Source organism: Thalassotalea castellviae (assembly GCF_031846185.1).
Lineage (GTDB): Bacteria > Pseudomonadota > Gammaproteobacteria > Enterobacterales > Alteromonadaceae > Thalassotalea_H > Thalassotalea_H castellviae.
Map to the genome: position 1 here is coordinate 136,407 of NZ_JAVRIF010000005.1, position 24,930 is coordinate 161,336.

Sequence of the window (24,930 nt, forward strand, 5' to 3'; positions counted from 1 at the left end):
CCAGTGAGTAATGCCGAACTATGATCAGTAAAGTAAACACCCTCAAAGATGCCAGCTTAACTACCATGGCTAATGTTGCTCAGGCGTCAGCACAGTGGCTTTTGTTGATCATAGTCGTCAAGCAATTTAATGATTTAATTTTAGGTCAGTTAGTACTTACGCTATCAATTGTTACCCCAATATTCTTATTGTTTAGCTTTAAATTGAGAACATTAGTCGTTACCGACTATCACAATGAACGTTATTTTGAGCAATACTTACATGCGCGATTTTTTGCTCAAACGATTGCCGTTATTCTCTTAGTGTTGCTTTCGCCTTGGCTGCTTTCAAATGTTTACGCCAGCATTATTTCGTCGGTGATTATTTTTAAAATAGGCGATGGCACGTCTGAACTTTGTTATAGCTATTTACATAAACAACAACAATATAAACAAGCCGCACTTTCACAAACCACCCGCAGTATTTTTACCATTACCTTGTTGCTAGCCGCTTCGCTGATATCTAATGACATTCACTTTACATTCTTTACATGGGCGATTACCACTGTTGTTTTCTCCATTATTGATGTGTACACAGTGAAAAAAACGATTGCCGACAAAGAACACCGTGCCTTTATTTTATGGTCAACCTGTCAACATAAAGAAGCTATCTTTGCCTCTCTCGTGATCTACAAAAAATATTGGCCCATTAGTGTGTCAATTTTATTTAGCGCGATGTTTGTTTATATTCCCAATTATACTTTAGAGTATTTTCATGGCACACAAAGCGTTGGGCATTTCGCCGCTATTAGTTATTTTCTCGTTGCCGGTGGTATTTTAATTCATAGCCTTTCACAAGCAGTCACGCCGAAATTGTCTCATTTATTTCACCAAAGAAAATTTCAAGCTTTTATGAAAACCACGCAATTACTGATGTTAACTGGTGCAGGTATCGGGTTAATCGGTTTAGTCTTTGCGCATTTTATTGGCGAATGGCTACTCACCATCATTTATAATCAAACCATCGCTTTACTGACTGACGAATTAAAACTCATCATTATTGCCAGTATGATCCGGTATAGTTACACCTTTTTAGGCTCAGCGTTAAACGCATTAAAGTGCTTTAATCGACAAGCCTTTGTTTATGGTTCAGGCAGTTTAGCCTTGTTGATTTCATGTTTATTTTTAGTACCAACCATGGGCACTATCGGAGCCGCTATTGCGATGATCATTGCTTGTGGCGTAGAAATGCTCATTATGTGTGTCACATTTTTTGTTCAGTGGAAAAAAATCAACCAACCCAAGGCGCATTCATGAATAAAAAAGTTCTGCATATTTTCGGAAAAATGGACAGAGGGGGCGCTGAGCTTAGAACCCTTGCTACCTTACAGCCATTATCTGATAAAGGCATAGATATAGAGTTTTGTTCATTATCAGGCGAACAAGGATTACTCGACAATGAGATCAAAGCTGCTGGCAGTGAAGTGCATTTATGCCGATTGGGGTTACTTTTTCCGATAAAGTTTGTTCGATTATTACGCCAGCATCAATTTGAAGTTGTGCATTCTCACGTAGCAATGGTGTCAGGGTTTATCTTATTTTTGGCTTGGCTTGGAGGGGTTCCGCAGCGTATTGCTCATTTTAGAAATACCCATGATGCAGCAAACACTTCATTTATTCGCAAATGGCGAAACCGTTTGTTACATGGTTTGATTGATCGATTTGCCACCAATATTTTAGGTGTTTGTAATGCTGCTCTGTCTATTTTTTGGCGACCAGACTGGCAGCTAGACCCTCGTTGTCAAACCATCTATAACGGATTAAGTCATCAGGCATTACTAGAAACAAAAGCTACTTTTTGGCAAGAAAATAACATAACCAATCATGAGCCTGTCATGCTCAATGTCGCCCGTATGGTTGAGCAAAAAAATCACCTGTTTATGATCCGTGTTCTGGCGGCATATATCGAACAATACGGACCTATTAATTTAGCGTTACTCGGTAAAAAAGACGACAAAATCGAGCAAGAGATCATCGCGCTCGCTCAAGAGCATCATTGTTTAGATTACGTGGTATTTCTCGATGTCCAACCTAACGTGTACGACTTTCTAACCCATGCTGATGTTATGCTTTTTCCTTCATTGTGGGAAGGCTTACCCGGTGCAGTAATTGAAGCCGCTTCAGTAGGTTTGCCGGTAGTGGCAAATGACTTACCTGGCGTGATTGAAATTGCCCAACAACTCCCGTGCGTACATTATTTGTCAGTTGAGCAGCCAATAACACTGTGGTGTGAAGCATTACACAGTGCAGTTACAAGTCACAAAAATGAGCGAGAAAAGCACCATAACACCTTTAAAGATAGTTCGTTTAACTTAAATCAATGTGTTGAAGCGCTTTATGCCATATACCAGTGAACGGCAGTCTTTATTAAAAGTATGCTCCATCATTATTATCGTAATGATGACCATTATTCTGTTAACGTCGTTCTGGCAGGCCATTATTTTTACCCGAGAAGAACTTGAATTATTCTCGCTATTTAACTGGCTGATATTAAGTGCACTGCTTGCCTATGCTTTACCTAAAGGAATTTGGTCAATTTGTTTTATCTTTTTCTCGGCATTTAGTATTTTTCATGGCGGCTTAGTTTTTGTTTCTGCTATTGGCTTGATCACCGATAAAGATATTCTCTATTCCATTAGTTTTTGGTTTCATCGTAATGAAACGGTGTACGCCATCTACCTAATGAACTTTACTATGCTGATATATGCGCTAACGGCGATTTCTTTCTCAAAAAAGGCGACTGCCACACATGACACCTTAGATCTGCGCTTAATCAAACGCTTTCATCATATTGGCGGCGCTTTGTTATTATTTATGATCACTACTTTCTTATTAGTGGGCTTTGCTACGGGCGCATTACAATCTTATACCGCTTATTTAACCGTAATTAATCAATCGCCTTTCGTGACATTATTGTTTGTATATATCTATTTATTTATGGGGATGGCGGTAGTATTCGTGGCGGTGTCTTATCGCCCAGGCTTTGGCTATTTTTACTTTCTCGCGTTTGCAATATGGGCAGTGATCGCGTTTAAAGTTGGTTTACGAGGTGAAGTAATGTTCCCAACCTGCGTTGCAGCAGCCATTTTAGGTCGACGAAAAATCCCCATAGGCACTTTCAAATTATCGATCATGATTTTTATCATGTTAATCGCCATTGTTATTGTCAAAAATGCCCGTTTATCAGGTGATTATTCAAAAATTGATAATATGAATCCGCTAAACGCGCTAGCAGAAATGGGCAGTAGTTTAAGAACTGTACAAGAAGTGGTGAAATGGCGAAATGAAGGGTTTAAATTATTATACGGTGCAAGTTATTGGGCCCCCTTTGAACGCCAATTAGCATTATTTTTACCGATTGAACGACCGCCAGCGAAAAAAGACAAACGCTTGCTCAATGTAGTCGTTCAAGAAAAAGCAGGACCTATTGGTTTTTCCCCCGTCGCAGAAGCATATTTAAATTTTGGTGAAAAAGGCATTATATTCATCGCCTTTATTTTAGGGATCAGTTTAGCGAAATTTGACAGCCTAGCTTCAACGGTCCGCGCCGATACGCTAATTGGTGTTGCTTTGATCCCTTTATTCATTATGATAAGGAATAGTTTTACCTTTATTCCCGTACAAACCATCATGGGCATTATTATCGCTTTGATTATCCTTCAATTAGCTAAAATAAGAGTAGTGAATTAGCCCAATGAATGTCATCGTAAATTGTGAATTCCGATTCTATCAAACCCCTGACGGTAAAGTTTGGACGCCTTCTTCTTTTGAATATGACTTTTGGATGCGGTATGCGGCTGTATTTGAACAAGTAACGGTTGTCGCAAGAATAAAACCAGTATCAACAGTCTCCCCCGACTGGCTACAAGCCAATGGCAAACAAGTCAATTTTCATGCACTCCCTCATTATATTGGTTTAAAAGCACTGATTATTGCGCTACCACGTTTAATTAAGTCTTTGTTAGCGGTGATCAAATTAGACGGGTTATTGTTATTTCGGGTACCTTCTCAAACCGCCACGATTGCTACTTACTTGCTGAAAAAAAATCAGCCGTATGCTGTCGAAGTCATTGGTGATCCCTATGATGTTTTTTCTACAGGTGTTGGTGGAAAACTAGCAGCGCCATGGTTAAAAATGTTCAGCAAACGCACATTACAAAAGCAATGTCAGCATGCTTTAGGGGCAAGTTACGTTACAGAATGTTATTTACAACAACGTTATCCTCCGGGTATTAATACCATTACCAGCTTTTATTCGTCGATTATGTTAGATGAAAGTCAGATAGTCGACACGCCCCGTAAGTATCAGCAAGTAGCCAGAAAACTTGTTTTTGTCGGTTCATTAGAGCAAATGTATAAAGCGCTAGATATATTATTACAGGCTTTTTCTTTGTTAGTAAAAGCGGATGATACTTATCGGTTAACCATAATTGGCGCCGGCCAACACTTAGCCGAATTAAAAGCACTCGCGCAACACTTAACTATTAACGCCAATGTCGATTTTGTTGGCGAAATAAAAAGTAACGAAGTCATCAACCATTTACGCCAAGCTGATTTATTTGTGCTTCCTTCTCGAACAGAAGGTTTACCCAGAGCCATTATTGAAGCAATGGCTCAAGGCTTACCTTGCGTTGGCACTTCTGTTGGAGGCATACCTGAATTAATACCTGATGAATTATGCGTTCCAGCCGATGATGCTACTGCACTTTTTTCAGTGTTAAACAAACTCTGTAATAACCTTGACGAACTGACTAAACAATCCATGATAAATTTAGAAAAAAGTAAACAATATGGTAATCAATTTTTATCAGCAAAACGTCAGCAGTTTTATCAAGATTTAAAAATTCAGTACCATGCAAATCTCAACAAAGCACGAGGAAGTAATTAACATGCTAAAACGCTTAATGGACGTCCTCATAGCCTTGGTCGCGTTACTCTTTTTGTCGCCGGTTTTATTAGTGTGCGCCCTTATTTTATACAGTTTAAATTGCCGCCCCATCCTTTTTAAACAAACTCGCCCAGGCTTACATGGTAAGACGTTTAATATGCTAAAGTTCCGTTCAATGACTGACAATAAAGATGCGCAAGGGCAATTATTGCCCGACGAAGAGCGGTTAACGCCTTTCGGGCAGTTTATCAGAAAAACCAGTCTTGATGAACTTCCAGGGTTGTGGTGTGTGTTAAAAGGTGACATGAGTTTAGTTGGGCCAAGACCATTGCTTGTCGAATACCTACCATTATATTCAACTCAACAAGCACGCCGCCATGAAGTTAAACCGGGCATTACTGGTTGGGCACAAGTCAACGGCCGAAACGCCATTAGTTGGGAAGAAAAGTTCGAGTTAGACGTGTGGTATGTTGATAATCAATCGCTTTGGTTAGACATTAAAATTTTATTGCTAACCGTCAAAAAAGTCGTTTCCCAAGCAGATATTAGTGCCGAAGGGGAAGCTACAATGAGTAAATTCACCGGCACAGATAGTTAAATAAAAATATAAGGGCAGTAATTAATGAAAAATTTAGCCATTTTAGGCGCTGGCGGTCATGGTAAGGTCGCTGCAGATATTGCAGAACAACTAGGCTGGAATATTCATTTTTTTGATGCTGCATTCCCAAGCATAAATAAATGTGGCTTATGGGATATCGTCGGCGATGAAGCAAGTTTAATTAAACATGCTGCAAATTATAATGCTGTGTTTGTTGCCATTGGCAACAACGATATCAGATCAAAAAAACAAAAAGAATTTAAAGCATTAGGCTTTGCTATCACATCACTTATTTCGCCTGCAGCAACACTGAGTGCACATGTTGAAATAGGTGAAGGAGTATTAATTGTTGCCAACGCTTGTATCAACATCGGCACAAAAATCGCGGATGGTGTCATCATCAATACCGGTGCCAATATCGACCATGACAACCACATCGGTGAGTTTAGTCATATTTCACCGGGAGTAAATTTAGCAGGTGATGTTAATATTGGCGAACAATGCTGGGTTGGCATAGGCTCAAGCATTATTCATCAAATCTCAATTGGCGATAATGTTATCGTTGGCGCTGGTACTGTCATTATCAATGATGTGCCTGAGAATGTTACTGTAGTAGGTTGTCCTGCTCGAATTGCCCACAAGCGTTAAGGTTTTTTATGTTAAATACCCCCTTTTCACCTTGGCCAAGTTTTTCTGAAGAAGAAATATCGGCAGTCAGTAAAGTACTTCGCTCTAACAAAGTGAATTATTGGACCGGCGACGAAGGACGAAACTTTGAAAAAGAGTTTGCTGATTTTGCTGATTGCCAATACGCCGTTGCCGTCGCCAATGGCACTTTGGCTTTAGATTTAGCTTTACAAAGCTTAAATATCGGCCAAGGGGATGAGGTTATTGTCACCTCTCGCACTTTTATTGCTTCAATCAGCTGTATCGTCAATGCAGGGGCAACACCCGTTTTTGCGGATGTCGATCTCGATTCACAAAATATAACCGCTCAATCAATTGCACAGGTATTAACCGATCAGACGAAAGCCATTATTTGTGTTCATTTAGCAGGTTGGCCCTGTGAAATGGACGAGATAATGGCATTAGCCAAAGCACGCAACATTTACGTAATTGAAGATTGTGCACAAGCTCATGGTGCCAAATACAAAGGCCGTTCCGTGGGAAGCATTGGTGATATTGGTGCATGGTCATTTTGCCAAGACAAAATCATGACTACCGGCGGTGAAGGCGGCATGCTAACCACCAATAATGAACAGATATGGCGACAAGCGTGGGCATTTAAAGATCATGGCAAATCTTATGCGGCGGTTTATGAAAAAGACCATCCCCCCGGTTACCGCTGGCTACATGAGTCTTTTGGTACTAATTGGCGCTTAACTGAAATGCAATCGGCAATTGGTCGAATACAAACCGCACGAATGCCACAATGGCATCAAACACGAGTAAAATATGCAGAAAACGTGCTCAATGCATGTAAAGCGTTTGATTTTATTCATGTTCCAGAAGTTCCACACGATATCGAACATGCTTTTTACAAATGTTATGTTTTTATCAAACCTGAAAAATTACCCTCTGCTTGGTCAAGAGATAGCATTATCGAAGCGTTCAATGAAATAAATATCCCTTGTTATTCAGGTAGTTGTTCTGAAGTATATTTAGAAAAAGCTTTTGAAAATACAAACTTTACACCTAAAAAGCCATTAGAAAATGCCAAGCAATTAGGTGAAACCAGCTTGATGTTTTTAGTGCATCCAACATTAACCGAACAAGAAGTAGCATCAAGCTGTCAGGCAATTAACGAAATTTTTACAAAAGTAGCAGACACGTCAAAATAAACTGTTATGATATTAAAATAATAATAATTCATTTAAAAATGAATACATGTAAGCGTAGATCTGAAGGCGATTGCAGATGATCAGAAAAATAGACTTAATTCCTAGCTCAGCAAAATTACTAATCGCATTAACTTATGACGCTTTTGCCGTAGGGTTTGCGTTTTTTCTAGCGTATTTTTTACGTTTAGGCGTTTCAAATTTTGATGTCTCACAAGCAGAAGTATCGGTATTTATTACCGTTACGCTCAGCACAATGGTATTACTTTACTTCTCAGGAACATACCGCTCGGTAATTCGCTATTTTAATGCCAAATCAACCATGAAAGTCATAGCCTTGGTTGCTATTGCCAGTATCATCTTCGTCTTAGCTGGTTATGTATTTGATGCGTTTGTTCCTCGTTCTGTTCCTATCGTATTTTTTGCGGTCGCCAGTTTTTTAATTGCTGGCGCCAGAGCATCGTTTGGCATTATCACAGGTGAAAAGTGGTTTGATGAAAAAGAAGGCGTAGTGATTTATGGTGCCGGCAGCACCGGTAGGCAACTCGCAAATACACTTGCATTAGGCAATCAATACCAACCGCTGGCCTTTATCGACCAAAAAAGCCGATATCATGGCCGTGAATTAGCCGGCATCAATATTCATCCGGTAAAAGATATCGGTAAGCTCGTCAAGCGTTTTGGCCAATACAAAGTGCTGATCGCGATTGATAAAGTGACCCAAACGCGGATGAAAGAAATCGTTGCTTCCATTGAGCCTTACGCCCTTGAACTGTTAACCATCCCCAATATGGCCGATATAGTATCGGGCAAACGAAAAATTGATCAACTTCGGGAAGTCTCGGTGGATGAGCTGTTAGGCAGAGAGCCTGTTGCACCTATTCCAGAGCTATTATCTGAAAATATTTTCGGCAAAGTTGTGATGGTATCAGGAGCTGGTGGCTCTATTGGTAAAGAATTATGCCGTCAAATTATTCACCAAAAGCCTGCAAAACTAGTTTTATTAGACGTTAGCGAAGCCTTTTTATATGAAATCAACCAAGAGCTAACGGTTTATCTGCGTGAAATTGACAGTGATATTCCATTAATACCACTGATCGGTAATGTGCAAAACGGCATGTTGATGACCACCATTTTTCATACCCAAAAAGTACAAACTATCTATCATGCTGCCGCATATAAACATGTACCTTTGGTGGAATGTAATGTCATCGCCGGCATTTCTAACAATGTGTTAGGCACATATGAAATAGCCCAAGCAGCTATTTTTTGTGAAGTAGAAACATTCGTCCTTATTTCAACCGACAAAGCGGTGAGACCTACTAATGTCATGGGCGCCACAAAACGTTTAGCTGAATTAGTATTACAGTCTTTAGCCCCACGTGATCATGATACGCGTTTTGTGATGGTACGTTTTGGTAATGTCTTAGGCTCATCTGGCTCGGTTGTGCCTTTATTTAAACGTCAAATCAAAGCCGGTGGCCCAATAACGATTACTCATCCAGATATTATTCGCTATTTTATGACCATTCCTGAAGCAGCCCAGCTAGTTATTCAAGCTGGCGCTATGGGTAAAGGTGGTGATGTTTTTGTTTTAGATATGGGTGATCCGGTTAAAATTGTTGATCTTGCGGTGAATATGACTCACTTAATGGGATTAACCATTAAAAATGAAGCCAATCCTGATGGAGATATTGAATTAAAATACAGTGGCTTACGCCCTGGCGAAAAGCTATATGAAGAATTACTGATTGATGATCATGCCCAACCAACCCGTCATGAGCGCATTTTAACCGCCAATGAACGCTTTCTTTGTTGGCCTGACGTGAAAGTGATCCTCAATAATATTAACGATGCTATGCGTGCAGAAGATACTGACAAGTTAAGACAAATTCTATTAGATGCGCCGTTAGCTTATAATCCAGAGCCCAACGTGGAGCCAAGCACTAAAGCAACGGATAACTCACCCATTACCGCTCCCGAAGCAGTCGATGATCAAACAGATAAAGCTCCTGAGCTAAAAACGGTTAACGTTAACGTATAACTCAAACGAGCTTTTCTTTTATCACATTGTTTCCGTTTGAATTAGCAAGATGATCCCTCAACAAACACCTGACAATATAACTATTGTTTAATCAACATGAGCCAAGTATTTGCATAATCAGGTAAGTGTTTATTGGCTTGATAATAGTCTTTCCAACCGTAATAACTGCCTTTAAGAAAATCTAACTGAAATAAATTATTATCAAATGCGCCACCTTGATCAGCTAACACCCCCATATTGTTGACGGGCTTACCATCAACGAGGTAATTTATTAAAAATAATTTTCCAAGACCTAACTGCTTAACATTACCGGCAAAAGTTACATCAGGTTTGATCGCTATTTTCTCTGCGAGGGTTTTACCGTATCCTAAGATACTTGGCACCTCAGCAAAATACCAATAACGCGACTGCTCTCGTTTTCCGAGCGTATAATCATAAGCAATGCCATTATTGCGATGAACATTAAAATATCGTTTCTTACCATTAATGTCGACAACACCAGTACCTTGTAACAAGACATCGTGCAAAGCTTCTTCGGTTAACCAAATAAGAGGTTGTGCAAGCTTATTATTTAACAAGGCTCCGTTAATGATTTGCTGACGAGTCAATTGATAACGCGTTAAATGTTGTTTGTTTTTTTCAGCTTCAGCTAAGGTCATTCCTTGTTCATCGGCCGGTAAAGCATATAAAGCTTGGTTAAATTTAGCCGTTGGTTTATCGCTAGCCTTTAACAATTTTGTGTAATATTTAGTAATAAATATTTGCTTCTCAGGAATATTATTTAATAAGCGTTTCTTTACCGCATTATTACTCTGCTCGGCTAACTGATGAGCTTGTTGTTTGTCTGGTAACCAACGATAAAAGTCAAAATGTTGTAATAAATAATCGCGAGAGTAAGAGCTGCTCTTTGGCGATTGGCATAAAAAGTCTAACGTTTTTACAACCCGAGATACGTTTATTCCTTCAATCACTTCACCTGCATGTACAGCAAATTTATCTTGAGGGAATGACTCGATATAGTGTTTTGTATTATTAGCAACATCACATAAATCTGCAGTATTCACAGAGATTTCGCCAATAATTTCAGGCGTTTCTTGTAAAACAAACTCTGCCTGACTAGCAAAACTAAACGAAATACATACCCAGCCAATCAATCGATAAATATTCATCATGACTTCACAAGTAGGCTTTCAATTGCTTGTATAAACTCAGCATCATCTGGCGCTGTTCTTGGGCTGAAAGACTGTACTTTTTGGCCTTTACCATCCACTAAATATTTATAGAAATTCCATTTTGGTGACGTTGATTTCTCGGCTAAAAATTCAAAGACACTATTTACATCGCTGCCTCTTACGGCACTAGTCGACAGCATAGTAAAAGTAACACCATAATTTACATAACAAATTTTGGCAGTATCTTTTTCATTATCTTCTTCTTGAAAAAAATCATCTGAAGGAAAACCTATCACCACCAATCCTTGTGACTGATATTTTTTATGTATTGCTTCTAATTGCTTAAAGTGAGGCGTAAAACCACAATTACTTGCTGTATTTACAATCAACACAGGTTTCCCTTGCGTTAATTCGCATAAATTGACTGTCTTACTTGAATGTAATTTTTGCTTCGTCACGTTAAGATAATCAGGACAGCTATTATTCAGCTCGCTGGCCTTAACTGGTGTGATCACTGAAAAGCCTAATCCAATCATTATAAGTAACAGTAGATATTTCATCATATTCCTAATCTTGCTATTTAAGCCATGATACATGGCGAATGTAGCTATACATTATCACAAAAACACCTATGTGAGCATTCATAAACAATGGAGAGTTTCTTGAGCATAATCCACCTGTTATAATCACTGCCAAAGGTAAATATCTGGAGCTCATCGGATATATCCCCCTTAATATCGATTAACACTTGAATTATCATGTCAAGTGTATAACTTTATTGAATTAATCAAAGTTAATTGAAATAAAATCTGACAAATTATTGTCTGATTTTCTTTGAGTTATACAGGAATTTCCACAAAGTTAGCATACACTTAGCTATGTTAAATTTTAAAAGGTATTTTGGATAATATGAAACCACTTCATTTCAGCGCACTCATTAGAACCCTTTCTCTAATTAGTTTCATCGCTTTTTCTTCTCATGCGCAGCAAGGGCCACCGGCCAATGTTAATGTAACCAAGATACAAAGTACGACTTTGTCTCCCGTTGCTTGGGTGTCAGGCAGTGTTGTGAGTCGCAATAACTCACAAATTGCCGCCGATGTATCTGGTCGATTAATTAGCTTGGCAAACCTAGGTAGCAAGGTAAAAAAAGATCAAATCATTGCCGAACTTGATGACCGAGCGCTGACATTAAAATACCATGAAGCGGATGCACTGGTCGCCAATGCCCAAGCAAAACTAACGTTTGAAAGTGCTGAGGTAAAAAGAAAGAAAACCTTAGTTGAAAAAAAACTGATCTCTGAAAAAGAGCTAGAAGAAACCATCGCAAATCTTAATATGGCAAAAGCCAATGCAGCAGCAGCTAAAGCTAAACTTGAACAAATCGCGCAAGATATTACCTACACGAAACTCAAAGCACCATTTGATGGCATTGTTGCTGAACGTTTAAGTAACCAAGGCGAATATGTCAATAACGGCAATGCAATTATTCGCCTAGTAGAAACCGCCAATGTTGAAGCTTCAGTATTTGCGCCATTAACGGCTTATCGCTATTTAAAAGAGAGTAAACAGCTTGCAATTAAATCTCCGTTAGGCGAAGGAAGTGCCGATATAAAAGCCATTATTCCGGTTGCTGACTCACGTTCACATTTAATGGAAGTACGCCTAGATATGTCATCTTTTGACTGGCCAATTGGCTTAGACATAAAAGCTGCAGTGGCAACAGGAGATAGCAAACAAGTACTCGCAACACATCGAGACGCCTTAGTATTAAGACGCGATGCGATGAGCATTTTTATCATAGATGCTGAAAACAAAGCCAAACAAGTCAATGTTACCGTTGGTATTAGTGAAGGTGAGCTCGTTGAAGTTATTGGTGATATTCAAGCTGGTGATAATGTTGTGATTCGTGGTGCAGAACGGTTAAGAGCAGGACAAACAGTCAATATAAAAACCAATAATGATAAGCTGATTTCCGGAAATTCGGCTATGGGAACTAAATAATGACCCTCACCTCAGCCTCACTTAAAAATCCTACCGCGGTAATCGTCGCGGTATTATTGATCATGCTATTTGGCGGTATTAGTCTTTATAAATTGCCTATCCAATTAACGCCGGATATCAGTAAACCACAAATAGTGATCTCTACCAGCTGGCGCGCTGCGGCACCTGAAGAAATCGAAGCCGAAATCATTGAACGCCAAGAAGATGTTTTAAAGGGCTTACAAAGTCTTGAATTACTTGAGTCAAATTCAAGTCAAGGCAGTGGTAGTATTACCTTAAGGTACAAAACCGGTGTGAACTTACAACGGGCATTAATTGATGTAATGAATGCATTAAATCAAGTCCCTAACTATCCAGCGGATGCTACCGAGCCAGTGATTGCTGTTGGTGGTGCTAGTAATTTTGACGCTATTGCTTGGTTAGCATTAAAACCAACCGAAGGTAATACCAATGATATTGCCAGTTATCAAGATTTCACCGAAGAAGTGGTGCAAACACGCATCGAGCGTGTTGAAGGTGTTTCTCAATCCAATGCTTTTGGCGGTTTAGCAACAGAATTACGTATTACCTTTGATCCTTATAAAGCCGCAACACTTGGGCTTAATATTCCGGCAATTGCGAGTACATTAACAAATAATACTGACGCTTCTGGTGGTTTTAACGAAATTGGCCGTCGCAAATATACCTTACGCTTTTCAGGTAAATATGGTGTTGAACAGCTTCAAAATATGGTGCTTGATTGGCGAAATGGCCAGCCGATTTTATTAAAAGATGTCGCAAAGGTCGAACTGGCATTATCAGACCGAACTGGAGTACTGACACTTGATGGCTCACCAGCCATCGCAATGAACGTACAAGCAGAACAAGGCGTGAATGTTATTCAAGTCATGGACGGTCTAAAATCGGCTATTAAAGAACTCAACGAAGGTCCGCTGAAACGCTCCAAATTAGAACTCATCCAAATGTATGATGAAACGATTTACATTGGTCGTTCAATGAGCCTAGTTAAAAATAATTTAATTCTCGGCATCGTATTAGCCATTATTGTACTGTGGTGGTTCTTACGTAAGTTTAAAGCAACCTTAATTGTTGCTTTATCCATTCCAATCTCACTAGTTGTCACCTTAGTGATCATGCACAGCACAGGGAGAACATTGAATATTATTTCAATGGCCGGATTAGCTTTTGCCGTTGGCATGGTGCTCGATGCTGCTATTGTTGTCTTAGAAAATATCGTCCGGTTGCGTGAAAACGGAGCGAAACCCAATGAAGCATCATTAAAAGGCACAACCCAAGTTTGGGGAGCTTTGTTATCCTCTACAGCCACAACGGTTGCCATTTTCTTACCCATTGCCTTTTTAGAAGAAGTATCAGGGCAGCTTTTTGCTGATTTAGCCATTACCATTGCTGTTGCTATTGTCGCTTCATTATTAATTGCGGTAACTGTGTTACCTACTGCGGCTCGCCGATTATTAAAAGAAGTGTCATCAGAAGACCCTCATAATCATTGGTGGACGAATATCACCAGCGGCATTATGCATATTACGTCAACCCCTAAAAAACGTGTTGCTTGGGTATTTGGCTTGATGCTCTTTTCGTTTATCGGCAGCTATTTAATGTTTCCGAAAATCGATTATCTTCCTAAAGGTAATCAAAATTCATTTAACGCATTTTTATTACCGCCTCCGGGACAAAGTTATTTGGCAGCTAGAGTGGAAATGAGCGATGAAATTAATCAACGTTTAATGCCTTATTTAACCGGCGAAAAATCACCGAAAATTGAACATTCATGGTTAGGTTTTTTCGGTAATTTTGGTTTTATGGGAGGACGAGCCGAAAACTCAGATCACATCAAAGACATTGTCAATATTATTAATGGTGAAGTATTAGCAGGCTTCCCTGATACTATCGCCTTTGCTTCTCAAGAAGAGTTATTTGGTAACTTAGGTGGTGGTCGCCGTATCGATATTGATATTCAAGGCAATGAAGTTGACCAATTACTTTCTGCTGCACAAGTTGGTTTTGGCGCAGTCAGTCAAGCATTACCTGGGGCACAAATTCAACCGACACCTGGCCTTTCTCTTGCGGAGCCTGAATTACGCATGATCCCAGATGAGCGCAGTATTGCTGAATCAGGTTGGACAAGACAACAAGTGTCTTCAATATCAAGAGCCTTAGGTACTGGGCTTTATGTGGGTGATTTTTTCAATGGTCAAAAACGTTTGAATGTAATTTTACGCTCAACCGATTGGGAGTCGCCTGAAGAATTAGCCGCAATTCCATTAGCAACACCTGAAGCTGGCGTACAACCCGTTGGTGAGTTAGTTGATGTTGTTAGAACGGCAGGACCGAGCTCTATCAGACGTGTTGATAGAAAAAGAACCATTACTTTACAAGTAACGCCTCCAGAAAATATTAGTTTAGAAGATGCCATTAACGCCATCAAAGAAAAAGCAGAACCTGCGATTTTAGAGCAATTACCTGAAACTGGTGCGATAAATTATCGCGGCTCAGCAGAAGCTTTAACCGAAGCATTACAAAATATGAGCCAAAGCTTCTTGCTTGCTTTAGCTATTTTATATTTATTAATGTCAGCGTTATTCCGTTCCTTCAAGGACAGTTTGTTGGTGGTATTAACCATACCGTTAGCAACCGTAGGTGGTATTGCGATGCTACAAATAACTAACCAGATTATTTTCCAACCGCTCGACTTACTCACCATGATAGGTTTTATTATCTTACTCGGGCTTGTGGTCAACAATGCTATTTTACTTGTTTATCAAACGCGTTTGGGGGAAAACGATGGTTTATCTAGGCATGATGCAGTAGAGCAAGCGGTACGCTTACGACTAAGGCCAATACTCATGAGCACATTAACCAGTATTTGTGGCATGCTCCCGTTATTATTGATCCCGGGCGCCGGCGCTGAACTATACCGAGGAATTGCCGCTGTTATTGTTGGGGGAATGAGCGTAAGTACGATATTTACATTAATTTTCTTACCTAGTTTATTACAAATGGGTAAAGCAACAGCACATCAATTTGATGCTGAACTTTCCGCAGAAACGGCTTAGTTTCAGCCTTTAATCAATTTTTAGATAAGTGAAATAAATACGCCCACAGCAAAGTGGGCGTTTTTTTACGTTTTTATGCAAACTTATTTATACGAGCTTACAGTAATTGTTCAACGAGTTTTTTGTCGGTTATATTCAGCTGATCAAATTGGCTATATTGTTGATGAGCAAGGTCGATATACTGGTCATTTTCTTTCGTATGATAAGAGCGCTCTTGGTACCATAAGCCATTAATTAAATAACAACATGCTAAATAAGCGTGTACCAAATCAGCCTTTAATGACTTTTTGCTCTTGCCTTGATAACAATCAAAAATATAAGCAAAGTCACAGTTAGATAAATTATTAATCGCGATAAACATCGCAACATCATATTCTGCACAGCAAATTGATGTACACTCATAATCAACTAACCAAGCATTGGCTCGCTTATCGATCAGTATATTCGTGAAGTTTAAATCGCCATGGCAAACCACTGGCTCAGACACTTGAGCAAAAGTATTAATTTTTTGATTCAACGTCATTAAAAATGATTGCTGTGCTTGAGTAAACGCATTCATTTTTATTTGCGCTTCAATTAATGACTTTATCGACAGGGACGAAATTTTATCAATTGGCGTTACTTGATGAAAATTTTGCAATAACCTCATCGCAACCGCGATTTTCTCTGAGATCGTATATTGATTTTCAAAGAGTGAATAGCCTTCAATATATTGCGTGACTAACCAATCTTTCGATTGATAAATAACAGAAGGCGAGAGATTTAGAGCGGCAGAAGACTGAGCAACTAATCGTTCGTTTTGTTCAGTAGACGGATGTGAAGATAAAGACTTAACAAAATACTTAGCTGATTTTTGACTTTCAAGATTAACGGCAGTAACGATATAACAATGATGACTGAGGCCTAATAACACCCTTTCAATAGCACAAATATAACCATCAAAACAAGTAAGTGCTTTAATACGTTGAATATCACTTTCTATAGAACCGAACTTATCCTTATGGTTGTGCCGTTGATGTTTCAGTTAAAACCTCATTTTGTTTTCGTTGTTTAAATTTAGTTGACCATTGAAAGTAACCATATAAAGCCATAAAAAAATATAACACTAAAAGTGCTGCGGTTGGCTCTAAATCTTTTGCAAGGTAAAGGTAAACAGAAACTGCATTAATTACAATCCAATACAGCCAATTTTCTAATACTTTTTGCGCCACTAAGTAAGTGGTAAAAACAGAAAACACGGTTGTTGCTGAGTCAAGATATGGATAGTGGGTAGGTGTATTGGTTGCCATTAACAAGCCCACAACCATAGAAATAATACTTAACAGTAAAATAGCTTTGACATGAAAGCTCAAAGACCAAGATTGAATATATAAAGTTTTCTGCGGACGTTTATTAATATAATACCAACAATACCAACCATAAATTGCCATTGCAAAATAATATACTTGTAGCAGGCTTTCCATCCATAAATACACGTCATAAAAAATAACGGTATAGATAACCGTACTGATTAAAGCCGCCGGCCAACACCAAATATTTTCTTTGGCAGCAAGCACAACATAAATCAATGCTGAAGCAACGGCAATTAATTCCCAAAAAGGCAATTGAGTAAAATAGGCAATTGTTTCAGTCATATTATTCAACTTAGCTTTCAGCTTCTACAACACTGCGGTTGCCACCAATAAACTTACAAATAAAAACTGCGGCATTTAATGTTTGATGCACATGTTTAATTTCTGACATCACTTTTTCAACAGCAAGATCATAGTCACCAAAGACTTGAGTACTCATGCCATTGGTGACCACTTCTAAGCCGTCAACATTTCTTAATCGCTTGATGAACGCCCAAATCTCCGTTTTAAACTTTTCTTCTGCTAATGGGTATAAACTGATCTCAATCGATATTTCCATTTCTTCACCTTTAATAAACTAATTCATTATTGCGATTATCTACGCATATTATTGAAACTAAAATTGATAGTCTAATGTAACACCAACTTGTCTAGGTGCCGCATAACGCTCAAATTTTTTCGCAGCCCAGTCAATATCGGGTTCATTGCCGAAGTAAAACCCTCGGGTCGCCACTTTTTCATCCGTTAGGTTACGTGCCCATAAATACACTGACCACGATTGAGTTTCATAACCAATACGAGCATTAATCAATTGATTACTTGACGATTTTTCAGAATGACTATCTGAGAAGTAAAAGCTGCTTTTGCCCGAAGTTGAAACGTTAACAAACACACCAGAATCACTTATATAACTTCCACCTAAGCTATACGTGTTTTTAGGAGCATGAGCTAAAGTTCTATCAGAAATATCAATAGTTGACCCGTATTTATCAAAATACGCATAGTTATCATAACGAGCATCTAAATACCCCAATGTAGCATATACATTCAAATTAGCGGTCACTTGCCAAGTTAAATCAAGCTCTGCTCCGTAACTAGTTGAACTCGTTGCGTTAGCAGTATAAATAGTAAAACGTTGCGGGTTATTTGGATCTTGTTGCGATGCGTTGACTTGCTGGTCTTTTCTGTCCATGTAGAAAAAAGCGACGCGAGAATGAATCTTATTATTCAAATACGACGAATCTAGACCAAATTCGTAGTTGAGCAAGGTTTCAGTATCAAACTCTTTAAATTGGCTTAACTCAGCCGGTAAACCCATATTAAAACCACCCGCTTTATAACCCTTAGCAATGCGAACATAGGCGTTATGGTCGTTATTTAGTGCTTTACTTAGAGCAATATGACCACCCCACATGGTTTCACTTGGAGAAAAACTGTCTTGTTCGCTATCAATATAATCGCTGTCTCTATTTTCAACCCGTAAACCTACCGATAACTGATAGTCTTCTGACAAAGTGCTGTCTAGCTGAGCAAATATTGCCATATTTTTAGCTTGATATTGAGACACTAATATTTCATCTTCCCAACCATTGTAATAAGACTCAAGATCATTCTCTTCGTCTAACTTGCTCACATAAATTCCTGCTAACCAATCCGTTGTCTGGTTAAATATTTTATGGCTTGATTTATTATTCAAACGAATTTCTTGTGACCAAACGTCTCTATCTGCCTCTTTATCCCATAAATATTCATACACACACGGGATTTGATCGCTGTCATCACCATTGCCATTTTCATCATAATAATCTGTACAGCTTTTCTCTGCCCAATAGTTAGCATTCGCCCAATCACCATCAAAGGCATTATGATGATCTGTGCTAGTAAAGCTTGAAATTGCCGTTAATTCAGCCGAAGTAAAGCCCGAATAATTAAATTTTAACGAGCTACCAGACGATTTTTGTTTATCGATACCAGGATGGTCAGTGAGAGTATCAAAACCATTATTGTCTAATGTCCAAACATCGTACCCATTGTCCATATCAGCAAATAACAAGGTAAAATCAACCGTTAATTCGTCACTTGCTTGGTAAGCAAGTTTCAACTTACCGCTTAGCTCATCAATACCATTGGTGTCGTCTTTAGCTAAAAATAAGTTGTCTCTAAAACCATTTTGTTGGTGTTGCTCTATGCTCACGCGATAATTTAAACGCTCACTTAATGCGCCTGTGCTAAAACCAGCGACGTTTATTAAATCATCGTTACCAAACGAAGTTTTAATACCATGTTCTGACACATCTGAAGGAGCATTAGACTGAATATACACCATGCCCGCCAATGCATTCGCACCAAAACGAGTACCTTGTGGGCCGCGCAACACTTCTACTTGGTTAACATCATACATACTCGCTGCCATGCCTAAGCCAGATAAGTCGATATCATCAACAATAAAACCTACCGAAGAATTAGGCGCCCCACTGTATTGAGAACGTTCGCCTACGCCACGTATTTGCAAAAATTTAGGACGAGAAGATTCGCCCGAAAAATTAACATTAGCCACACTTGCTAATACATTTTCAAAATGCTGGTCGCCTTGTGCCAATATTTGTTCGGAGGTAACAACAGCAATACTGGTAGGTGCTTGGGCAAGGGATTGTTGTTTAAAGTTTGAAGTAACCGTAATGCTTTCAATGGCTTCCTCTTGCTCAGAAGCATACGCATTTGCAGATAAAAAACTAAAAGATGTAAGAATAGCGAGTGAAGATTTAACTAGATTCATGTGGCTCTCATATTATTAATCGAATAATACAATAGAGAGCAAATTATCAAAGATCGATCGATCAATAATAAGTTAACCATCCCTACGTCGGCATTATCCGTATCAGGTAGTAAGGGTCAATCATCTCAGCATAAAAACACTAATGTTTTATGCACCCCTTGGTTTGAGCAGGATAATAACAACTAATAATGTAATGTACATCTATTTTTAGGAATAAATTATACTTACATTTTCTGAGTGTTCGTGTTTTTTATAGGCAGAAAACGTTTATTAATATAAAAATACTTCGCTGAATAGGCGCCAGCTCGATAACAACCATAACAAATAAGGATCCAGAGTATAAAATGAGAAGCCGGTAATTTATTTGGCCAGTAAGTAAACCATATAGCCGCCGTGATCATATTTTTTAAAGAATCAACGAACATAGCGATCAGCGCACCTATGCTGAATAAATCAGTCACGTCTTTCCAGCGTGAAACCCCTAACCAAAAGTTAACAATTTGCAGAATCTCGATAATTAAAAAAGTCAGCATGGCAATTAAGCCATAAAATCCGCCGCCAAAGGTAACCCACTTTGAATGAAAAAACGGCAGGTTTTTCTTATTTTTTTTCGACAGTTGAGAAGGGTTCTCATCGTTTTTATCAAAGGCATTTTTAAAGGCAACGTTTGTCGACAAATAACCTTTTTGATACGAAAAAAATACCATCAAAAAGCTAAAAGCATAAACAGGTAAGCCAGTGAAAATTACAGCGAAAATAGCATCTTGAATTAATTCCATTTCTATTTGTCTCTTAATATGAAGAGTGTTCTTCTATAGCTAGTATTAAGTTACCACTTAGTGATTTCACTGTAAAACATTGGTTTAAGAGCGCTAATATTCACGGAAATACAGCTTGGTAAGTTTTGAACAACGCTCGAAATAAAATATTAGGTATCGAGCAAAATTACTTAAACGATAATTTAAAAATCCCATAATTGTTATTATCTCTAGAAGTAAAAAGGCTCAAAAACGCGTTGTCTATTGCTCTAATTTTTTGTTCAAATAACTTGAATACTCTCCATAGGATGAATCAGAGTCAAACTTAGCCAATTCAGGTAGCAAATATTGATCTCTAAACTCTTCTGCAGACATAACGGCTCGTTGTTTATGGTTAATTTCAAATAAAATAATCTCCTTTTTAGCCCCTAATACCGAGACTTCTATATCGTAAATTCCATCTTCAATAAATTCAGCTTTGCCATCCCATTTGTTCAATAAATATTGATGTAATTCATCAGTGTCATCAACAAAAAGAAAGTCAGCTTCGCCAGTCAAAAATATATCTAATGAAGAAGTAGTATGACTTCCTCTAGATTCTTCCGATACAGTGCTATCGATTTCGCTTTCGATATCGATATTTCTTGAAATATCCCTGTCAGTGATTTCACCATCTGACGATTTTATTGTTATTCGATAATCGGGTTGCTTTGAGAATTGATTAACGTCAATCTCTTGCTCTTCAGACTCAATTTCAAGTGACGAACGATCGGTGATTAACGAGGTATTTTCCTCATCAGTAAGTGAAAGGTACCCCGCCACTAGCAAGACAAAGAGTGTGACCAAAACGATAATTTTTTTCATGAAATGTTTTATCCGAATGTTGCTCAATCAGCAAAGCTGAGAATTTAGCAGTGTATACGGGTTTACCGTAATAATGAACTTGGCTATATTAGCTTGGCTACATTCTATACAATATATAGCGACTAAATGTTTTTGAGCTTTTAATTTAAATATACGAAAAAGCAAAAACTTTACTTATACCTTCAATTCCTACAGGAGTAAAACGGCTTGGTAAGTTTATTGTTAGTGTGTGCTATTTAAATGTACTTTTATTTGCTGCCAGTTTTACTTATGCAAATGCCACGCTTTCACTCGATTAAGTATCGAAACACGAATGCAATGAAGTCAACGCTCTCATTTAAAAAGATCCAAGAGATATGGCCATATTACCTATCAACCAGTATCATCCAGCAAATTAAGCACTATATTTAAGGAGCAAGTTAATGCAAAAAATGGCTAACTTATTTTTATGTTCAGCATTGTTTGTGTGCTTACAAGTTTTTAAACCAACAGTCTTTATGGAAGTGTATCGCTTTGCTTTTGACTTTAATCCTACCCTGTATAGTAATTGGGTGCTTTACAAAATGGTGTGGTCAAATATTCAAACAGGCAGTATGGCAGCAAAAGTAATGGTTCCATTATTACTCGCTGAAGTGGCGTGGTTTTTAATGCCTGTGGCACTACATAGGTTATTAACACATAAAAGCGGCACCAAAAGAGACAAATGTAGAACATAAACACACCCATTTTGATTAATCAGCGATACTTGACCAGAACAAATGATTGTTATCAAGTAGCTTCAAAATATATAACTTGTTATCAAATAGCTATGTTATAAAATTCCACCCAAAATTAAGGCAGAGGCTCTCTATTTTTTTGCCATTGAGCGCCTCTTCGAGTGTAAATGAAATCCTTTTATTGATTATGTTTCAAAAAATCAATTGACCTAAACTATGTATTCCCCTGCAGATAACGCTCCCACATACGGTGTTGTCGAGTTAACTCATCAGCAGTTTCTCGGTCTTGGGCTGCCTTTTCAAAATGTTGTTCGATCATGTCTGATTGTTTAGCCACATGTCGTTTTAAGTCTTTAACGTTATCGTTGATATTATCTAACTTAGTCGATAATGAGCGCATTGCTCGACTAAAATCTCGATGAAAATCTTTAAATTCTTCAGACTCTAAATGACGTAACGTTGCATCTTGGCCTGGGTACATGTCTTGCAACAGAGTATTCATCCGATCAATGACTAATAAATACCCCGTATTGTCATAACGATATTGATTAGCAATACGCGATATTTGTTTTGAACGTACTAACAAACGACGCGAAAGTTCTTCGTCGCTACTAAAGTAACTTGAGTATTCATCTTCTTCTAATTCTCTTGCATTATCAGTTGCTTGATTCACTTGTGGGGCAAATGGATAAGCAATGATAAAGTCGTTATAACTGGCGATAGTGCCTCTGTCGTCTGCGAGCTCAAATGCGCGCTTATATAAGGTAAGTAACGCCTCTTGGGTGTGTTCACTTTGCGGGACATGCTTAATATACCACTGATACGACGCGATGTTATCAGCCTCTTTTACGCGTTGATAAACTTTGTTAAATACCGCGTTTGTCACACTTGCATCGTCATTAAATTTATCAGCCAAGGCCAAATAGTCAGTTAGCTTTGTTGTATCTGGGTAACGTGCTATGGCATCAAGTAAGCTGTCTCTTTTTATTTGAGCAGGAATATAGTCAGATTCGGCAAGTGCAATTAATCTTTTATAATCATCGTTATTTTTTAAAACGCTATGCAACGATTGATAGGCGAGTACTCGATTTTCTTTGTTACCAAGCAAATCACTGTTAATAAGTGTTTGCAATAGTTTTACATCTCCATTGTTTTTAGCTTGGTTAATGTGCTGCTTGGCAAGTGTGTACCAGTCTGTTTTTAATTGCTCAATCCATTGCCTTCTCTCTGGAAAATAGCGACTTAGCGGTACATCATTTTGCTGATATAACGCCGCTAGTTTGGTTAATTGCACCATTCCTGATAATTGCTTCGCTTTTTCAGTTTCTTCAAGCAATTGCTCTGTATAAGCGCTAGAGGTGAGCTCGAGGGCATGTTTACGTAATTGATGATAATTATCGCCTGTTTCTCCTATCTTCATTAATATTTTTTCTTGTTGCCAATCGGCGATAAATATTTCGTACTTATCTTTTTTGAGAAACTCTGTCGGGGCAAATACGGTAACTAAGGGTAAGTTACCTTGGTCAATAAAATCTACTTTTGCATAATGCGTATCATTTGGTGATAGTTTTTTTGTTTCAAGCTCTTTAATTAAACGGCCGGTATTAACATCAAGTATATAAATGCTTCCACCTACCGATAATGCCGTATTGTTATCTTTTGAAAAGCGCAATTGCCCTCTACCAAATTCAGTGCCGGAAACCACGAAACCAGATCGCTTACGAGTATTATGATTATAAAGTTGCTTACCGGTTGCTAAATCCCAAGTGACAATACCGTATTCAACAATCGAAATTAATTTAGTATCATCTGGCGTAATAGCGATTGATTTCACTTCCCGACTATTGTCGAATTTAGCATTTTCTAACGGTAGACGTTTGCCTGAATCAACGTCAAATACGGCTAAACGATCGTGTTTTTCAAACACCAATCGTTTACCTGAAGCGGAAAACTCTGCTCTGCCATCCCAGTCACCACCTTTTATTTTTTGAATGAGTTTTACCGGGTTGGTCTGATAGATATAAAAATAGTCTTCGCTACTGTTCCAGCGTTCAAACCAAAAACCGAAGCGTTCACCATTTGGTGCCATGGTAAAGTTATAATACCGACCTCCAATAGGACTGTAAGGATTTTGATTATAATCAAGCTTATAAGACACCTTATTTTCTTGGAAAATAATATCACCCGTTTCAAGGTTTTTAACCGTTACGCCATTACAAGATGAAGCATGACTTTTACAACTCTTACCTGTTATGGCAAGTTTTCCTGATTCGTCGGTTTGATTTAACACATCCTGATTGCTAGGTCTTGTAGATGCATCAACAAGCGTAGACATACATGCAAATACTAAAGAACATACAATGACGATATTATATTTTTTCATTAAAATTCCTTCTAAAAATACGGGCTATTATTAAATTAATGTTAGATTAATGCATTTATATTCCAGATTCTATGTAAGCGCATAGAATTCTATAAAATATCTAACTAAAATAATTAATTAGATCTAATGAAAACCATTTTTCACTAATTGGTAACCAATTTAGTGACCGCTGACTTTGATAGCTTGTTAAGCTTTCTTCCGTTCAATAAATAATACATGTATAAAGTTCTGATTGATTTATTCATATATTGATTATGTGGTTAGGACGTATAATAAAAACATAATTAAAATACAAAAAGCCCCGAAAAACGAGGCTTTAAAATGAAATTTACAGAATTACTGAAAGGTGAAAACTATTCGATGTTCAGGAACTATCAAAACACCTTAATAGATAACACTATATTTTACAGGTAGTTACCAATAAA

The 24,930-nt window shown here is 38.2% G+C and carries 20 protein-coding genes and 1 riboswitch; of the genes, 11 read left to right on the top strand and 9 right to left on the bottom strand.

Going from position 1 to position 24,930, the window contains the following annotated elements; translation table 11 throughout:
- Nucleotides 1–20: 20 nt before the first annotated feature.
- From RM573_RS10775 to RM573_RS10810, 8 genes are all read left to right on the top strand, one after another.
- A complete protein-coding gene (locus RM573_RS10775) occupies nt 21–1,295 on the top strand; it encodes a lipopolysaccharide biosynthesis protein (protein WP_311581529.1) in 1,275 nt (424 codons plus the stop codon).
- Nucleotides 1,292–2,392, top strand: coding sequence for a glycosyltransferase (locus RM573_RS10780; protein WP_311581532.1), 1,101 nt, complete (start codon nt 1,292–1,294; stop codon nt 2,390–2,392). The genes RM573_RS10775 and RM573_RS10780 overlap by 4 nt, the downstream gene beginning before the upstream one ends.
- Nucleotides 2,376–3,728 carry an O-antigen polysaccharide polymerase Wzy gene (wzy, locus tag RM573_RS10785; RefSeq protein WP_311581535.1) on the top strand — a complete coding sequence of 451 codons (1,353 nt, stop codon included), beginning with the start codon at nt 2,376–2,378 and terminating at the stop codon, nt 3,726–3,728. The genes RM573_RS10780 and wzy overlap by 17 nt, the downstream gene beginning before the upstream one ends.
- Before the next feature lie 4 nt (nt 3,729–3,732).
- On the top strand, nt 3,733–4,926 hold the full coding sequence (locus RM573_RS10790) for a glycosyltransferase (protein ID WP_311581537.1): 1,194 nt from the start codon (nt 3,733–3,735) through the stop codon (nt 4,924–4,926).
- Nucleotide 4,927: 1 nt separating this feature from the next.
- Nucleotides 4,928–5,524 (top strand): sugar transferase, encoded by a 597-nt coding sequence (locus RM573_RS10795; protein ID WP_311581540.1) that lies wholly within the window; start codon nt 4,928–4,930, stop codon nt 5,522–5,524.
- A gap of 24 nt (nt 5,525–5,548) precedes the next feature.
- Nucleotides 5,549–6,172 carry an acetyltransferase gene (locus RM573_RS10800; protein WP_311581542.1) on the top strand — a complete coding sequence of 208 codons (624 nt, stop codon included), beginning with the start codon at nt 5,549–5,551 and terminating at the stop codon, nt 6,170–6,172.
- Between the two features lie 8 nt (nt 6,173–6,180).
- Complete coding sequence (locus RM573_RS10805) at nt 6,181–7,365, top strand: DegT/DnrJ/EryC1/StrS family aminotransferase (protein WP_311581544.1); 1,185 nt, start codon at nt 6,181–6,183, stop codon at nt 7,363–7,365.
- A 76-nt stretch (nt 7,366–7,441) separates the two neighbouring features.
- A complete protein-coding gene (locus RM573_RS10810) occupies nt 7,442–9,406 on the top strand; it encodes a polysaccharide biosynthesis protein (RefSeq protein ID WP_311581546.1) in 1,965 nt (654 codons plus the stop codon).
- Between the two features lie 80 nt (nt 9,407–9,486).
- Here the strand turns inward: RM573_RS10810 and RM573_RS10815 are convergent, their stop codons facing one another.
- A complete protein-coding gene (locus RM573_RS10815; RefSeq protein WP_311581548.1) occupies nt 9,487–10,578 on the bottom strand; it encodes an MltA domain-containing protein in 1,092 nt (363 codons plus the stop codon).
- Nucleotides 10,575–11,141, bottom strand: a complete 567-nt coding sequence (locus RM573_RS10820) for a glutathione peroxidase (protein WP_432280235.1) — start codon at nt 11,139–11,141, stop codon at nt 10,575–10,577. The genes RM573_RS10815 and RM573_RS10820 overlap by 4 nt, the downstream gene beginning before the upstream one ends.
- Before the next feature lie 346 nt (nt 11,142–11,487).
- On the opposite strand from RM573_RS10820, the gene RM573_RS10825 reads away from it, so the two are divergent.
- Together RM573_RS10825 and RM573_RS10830 are read left to right on the top strand one after the other, a co-directional pair.
- The gene (locus tag RM573_RS10825; protein WP_311581550.1) at nt 11,488–12,582 is read left to right on the top strand and encodes an efflux RND transporter periplasmic adaptor subunit; all 1,095 of its coding nucleotides are present in this window, start codon (nt 11,488–11,490) and stop codon (nt 12,580–12,582) included.
- Nucleotides 12,582–15,656: an efflux RND transporter permease subunit gene (locus RM573_RS10830; RefSeq protein ID WP_311581552.1), complete on the top strand. Its 3,075-nt coding sequence runs from the start codon at nt 12,582–12,584 to the stop codon at nt 15,654–15,656. Before RM573_RS10825 ends, RM573_RS10830 begins: the two co-directional genes overlap by 1 nt.
- Before the next feature lie 97 nt (nt 15,657–15,753).
- Here RM573_RS10830 and RM573_RS10835 read toward each other — a convergent pair whose 3' ends face one another.
- The 6 genes from RM573_RS10835 to RM573_RS10860 all read right to left on the bottom strand — a co-directional run bounded on the left by RM573_RS10835 (nt 15,754) and on the right by RM573_RS10860 (nt 21,406).
- A complete protein-coding gene (locus RM573_RS10835; protein ID WP_311581554.1) occupies nt 15,754–16,569 on the bottom strand; it encodes a phosphotransferase in 816 nt (271 codons plus the stop codon).
- Between the two features lie 85 nt (nt 16,570–16,654).
- Nucleotides 16,655–17,290, bottom strand: a complete 636-nt coding sequence (gene pnuC, locus RM573_RS10840) for a nicotinamide riboside transporter PnuC (RefSeq protein WP_311581556.1) — start codon at nt 17,288–17,290, stop codon at nt 16,655–16,657.
- A gap of 10 nt (nt 17,291–17,300) precedes the next feature.
- Entirely contained in the window at nt 17,301–17,567 is a 267-nt protein-coding gene (locus RM573_RS10845) for a hypothetical protein (RefSeq protein ID WP_311581558.1), read from the bottom strand.
- Between the two features lie 57 nt (nt 17,568–17,624).
- Complete coding sequence (locus RM573_RS10850) at nt 17,625–19,784, bottom strand: TonB-dependent receptor (protein WP_311581560.1); 2,160 nt, start codon at nt 19,782–19,784, stop codon at nt 17,625–17,627.
- A 62-nt stretch (nt 19,785–19,846) separates the two neighbouring features.
- A riboswitch (TPP riboswitch) is annotated at nt 19,847–19,953 on the bottom strand.
- A 55-nt stretch (nt 19,954–20,008) separates the two neighbouring features.
- Nucleotides 20,009–20,563 carry a hypothetical protein gene (locus RM573_RS10855; protein WP_311581562.1) on the bottom strand — a complete coding sequence of 185 codons (555 nt, stop codon included), beginning with the start codon at nt 20,561–20,563 and terminating at the stop codon, nt 20,009–20,011.
- Nucleotides 20,564–20,803: 240 nt separating this feature from the next.
- Nucleotides 20,804–21,406: a hypothetical protein gene (locus tag RM573_RS10860; RefSeq protein WP_311581564.1), complete on the bottom strand. Its 603-nt coding sequence runs from the start codon at nt 21,404–21,406 to the stop codon at nt 20,804–20,806.
- A 422-nt stretch (nt 21,407–21,828) separates the two neighbouring features.
- On the opposite strand from RM573_RS10860, the gene RM573_RS10865 reads away from it, so the two are divergent.
- Nucleotides 21,829–22,122 (top strand): hypothetical protein, encoded by a 294-nt coding sequence (locus tag RM573_RS10865; protein ID WP_311581566.1) that lies wholly within the window; start codon nt 21,829–21,831, stop codon nt 22,120–22,122.
- A gap of 214 nt (nt 22,123–22,336) precedes the next feature.
- On the opposite strand, the gene RM573_RS10870 is transcribed toward RM573_RS10865, so the two are convergent.
- Nucleotides 22,337–24,505 (bottom strand): WD40 repeat domain-containing protein, encoded by a 2,169-nt coding sequence (locus tag RM573_RS10870; protein WP_311581568.1) that lies wholly within the window; start codon nt 24,503–24,505, stop codon nt 22,337–22,339.
- Nucleotides 24,506–24,930: the final 425 nt, after the last annotated feature.

Coding starts and splice junctions, on each gene's coding strand:
- RM573_RS10775 (WP_311581529.1), top strand. CDS start 21: ATGATCAGTAAAGTAAACACCCTCAAAGATGCCAGCTTAACTACCATG.
- RM573_RS10780 (WP_311581532.1), top strand. CDS start 1,292: ATGAATAAAAAAGTTCTGCATATTTTCGGAAAAATGGACAGAGGGGGC.
- wzy (WP_311581535.1), top strand. CDS start 2,376: ATGCCATATACCAGTGAACGGCAGTCTTTATTAAAAGTATGCTCCATC.
- RM573_RS10790 (WP_311581537.1), top strand. CDS start 3,733: ATGAATGTCATCGTAAATTGTGAATTCCGATTCTATCAAACCCCTGAC.
- RM573_RS10795 (WP_311581540.1), top strand. CDS start 4,928: ATGCTAAAACGCTTAATGGACGTCCTCATAGCCTTGGTCGCGTTACTC.
- RM573_RS10800 (WP_311581542.1), top strand. CDS start 5,549: ATGAAAAATTTAGCCATTTTAGGCGCTGGCGGTCATGGTAAGGTCGCT.
- RM573_RS10805 (WP_311581544.1), top strand. CDS start 6,181: ATGTTAAATACCCCCTTTTCACCTTGGCCAAGTTTTTCTGAAGAAGAA.
- RM573_RS10810 (WP_311581546.1), top strand. CDS start 7,442: ATGATCAGAAAAATAGACTTAATTCCTAGCTCAGCAAAATTACTAATC.
- RM573_RS10815 (WP_311581548.1), bottom strand. CDS start 10,578: ATGATGAATATTTATCGATTGATTGGCTGGGTATGTATTTCGTTTAGT.
- RM573_RS10820 (WP_432280235.1), bottom strand. CDS start 11,141: ATGATGAAATATCTACTGTTACTTATAATGATTGGATTAGGCTTTTCA.
- RM573_RS10825 (WP_311581550.1), top strand. CDS start 11,488: ATGAAACCACTTCATTTCAGCGCACTCATTAGAACCCTTTCTCTAATT.
- RM573_RS10830 (WP_311581552.1), top strand. CDS start 12,582: ATGACCCTCACCTCAGCCTCACTTAAAAATCCTACCGCGGTAATCGTC.
- pnuC (WP_311581556.1), bottom strand. CDS start 17,290: ATGACTGAAACAATTGCCTATTTTACTCAATTGCCTTTTTGGGAATTA.
- RM573_RS10845 (WP_311581558.1), bottom strand. CDS start 17,567: ATGGAAATATCGATTGAGATCAGTTTATACCCATTAGCAGAAGAAAAG.
- RM573_RS10850 (WP_311581560.1), bottom strand. CDS start 19,784: ATGAATCTAGTTAAATCTTCACTCGCTATTCTTACATCTTTTAGTTTT.
- RM573_RS10855 (WP_311581562.1), bottom strand. CDS start 20,563: ATGGAATTAATTCAAGATGCTATTTTCGCTGTAATTTTCACTGGCTTA.
- RM573_RS10860 (WP_311581564.1), bottom strand. CDS start 21,406: ATGAAAAAAATTATCGTTTTGGTCACACTCTTTGTCTTGCTAGTGGCG.
- RM573_RS10865 (WP_311581566.1), top strand. CDS start 21,829: ATGCAAAAAATGGCTAACTTATTTTTATGTTCAGCATTGTTTGTGTGC.
- RM573_RS10870 (WP_311581568.1), bottom strand. CDS start 24,505: ATGAAAAAATATAATATCGTCATTGTATGTTCTTTAGTATTTGCATGT.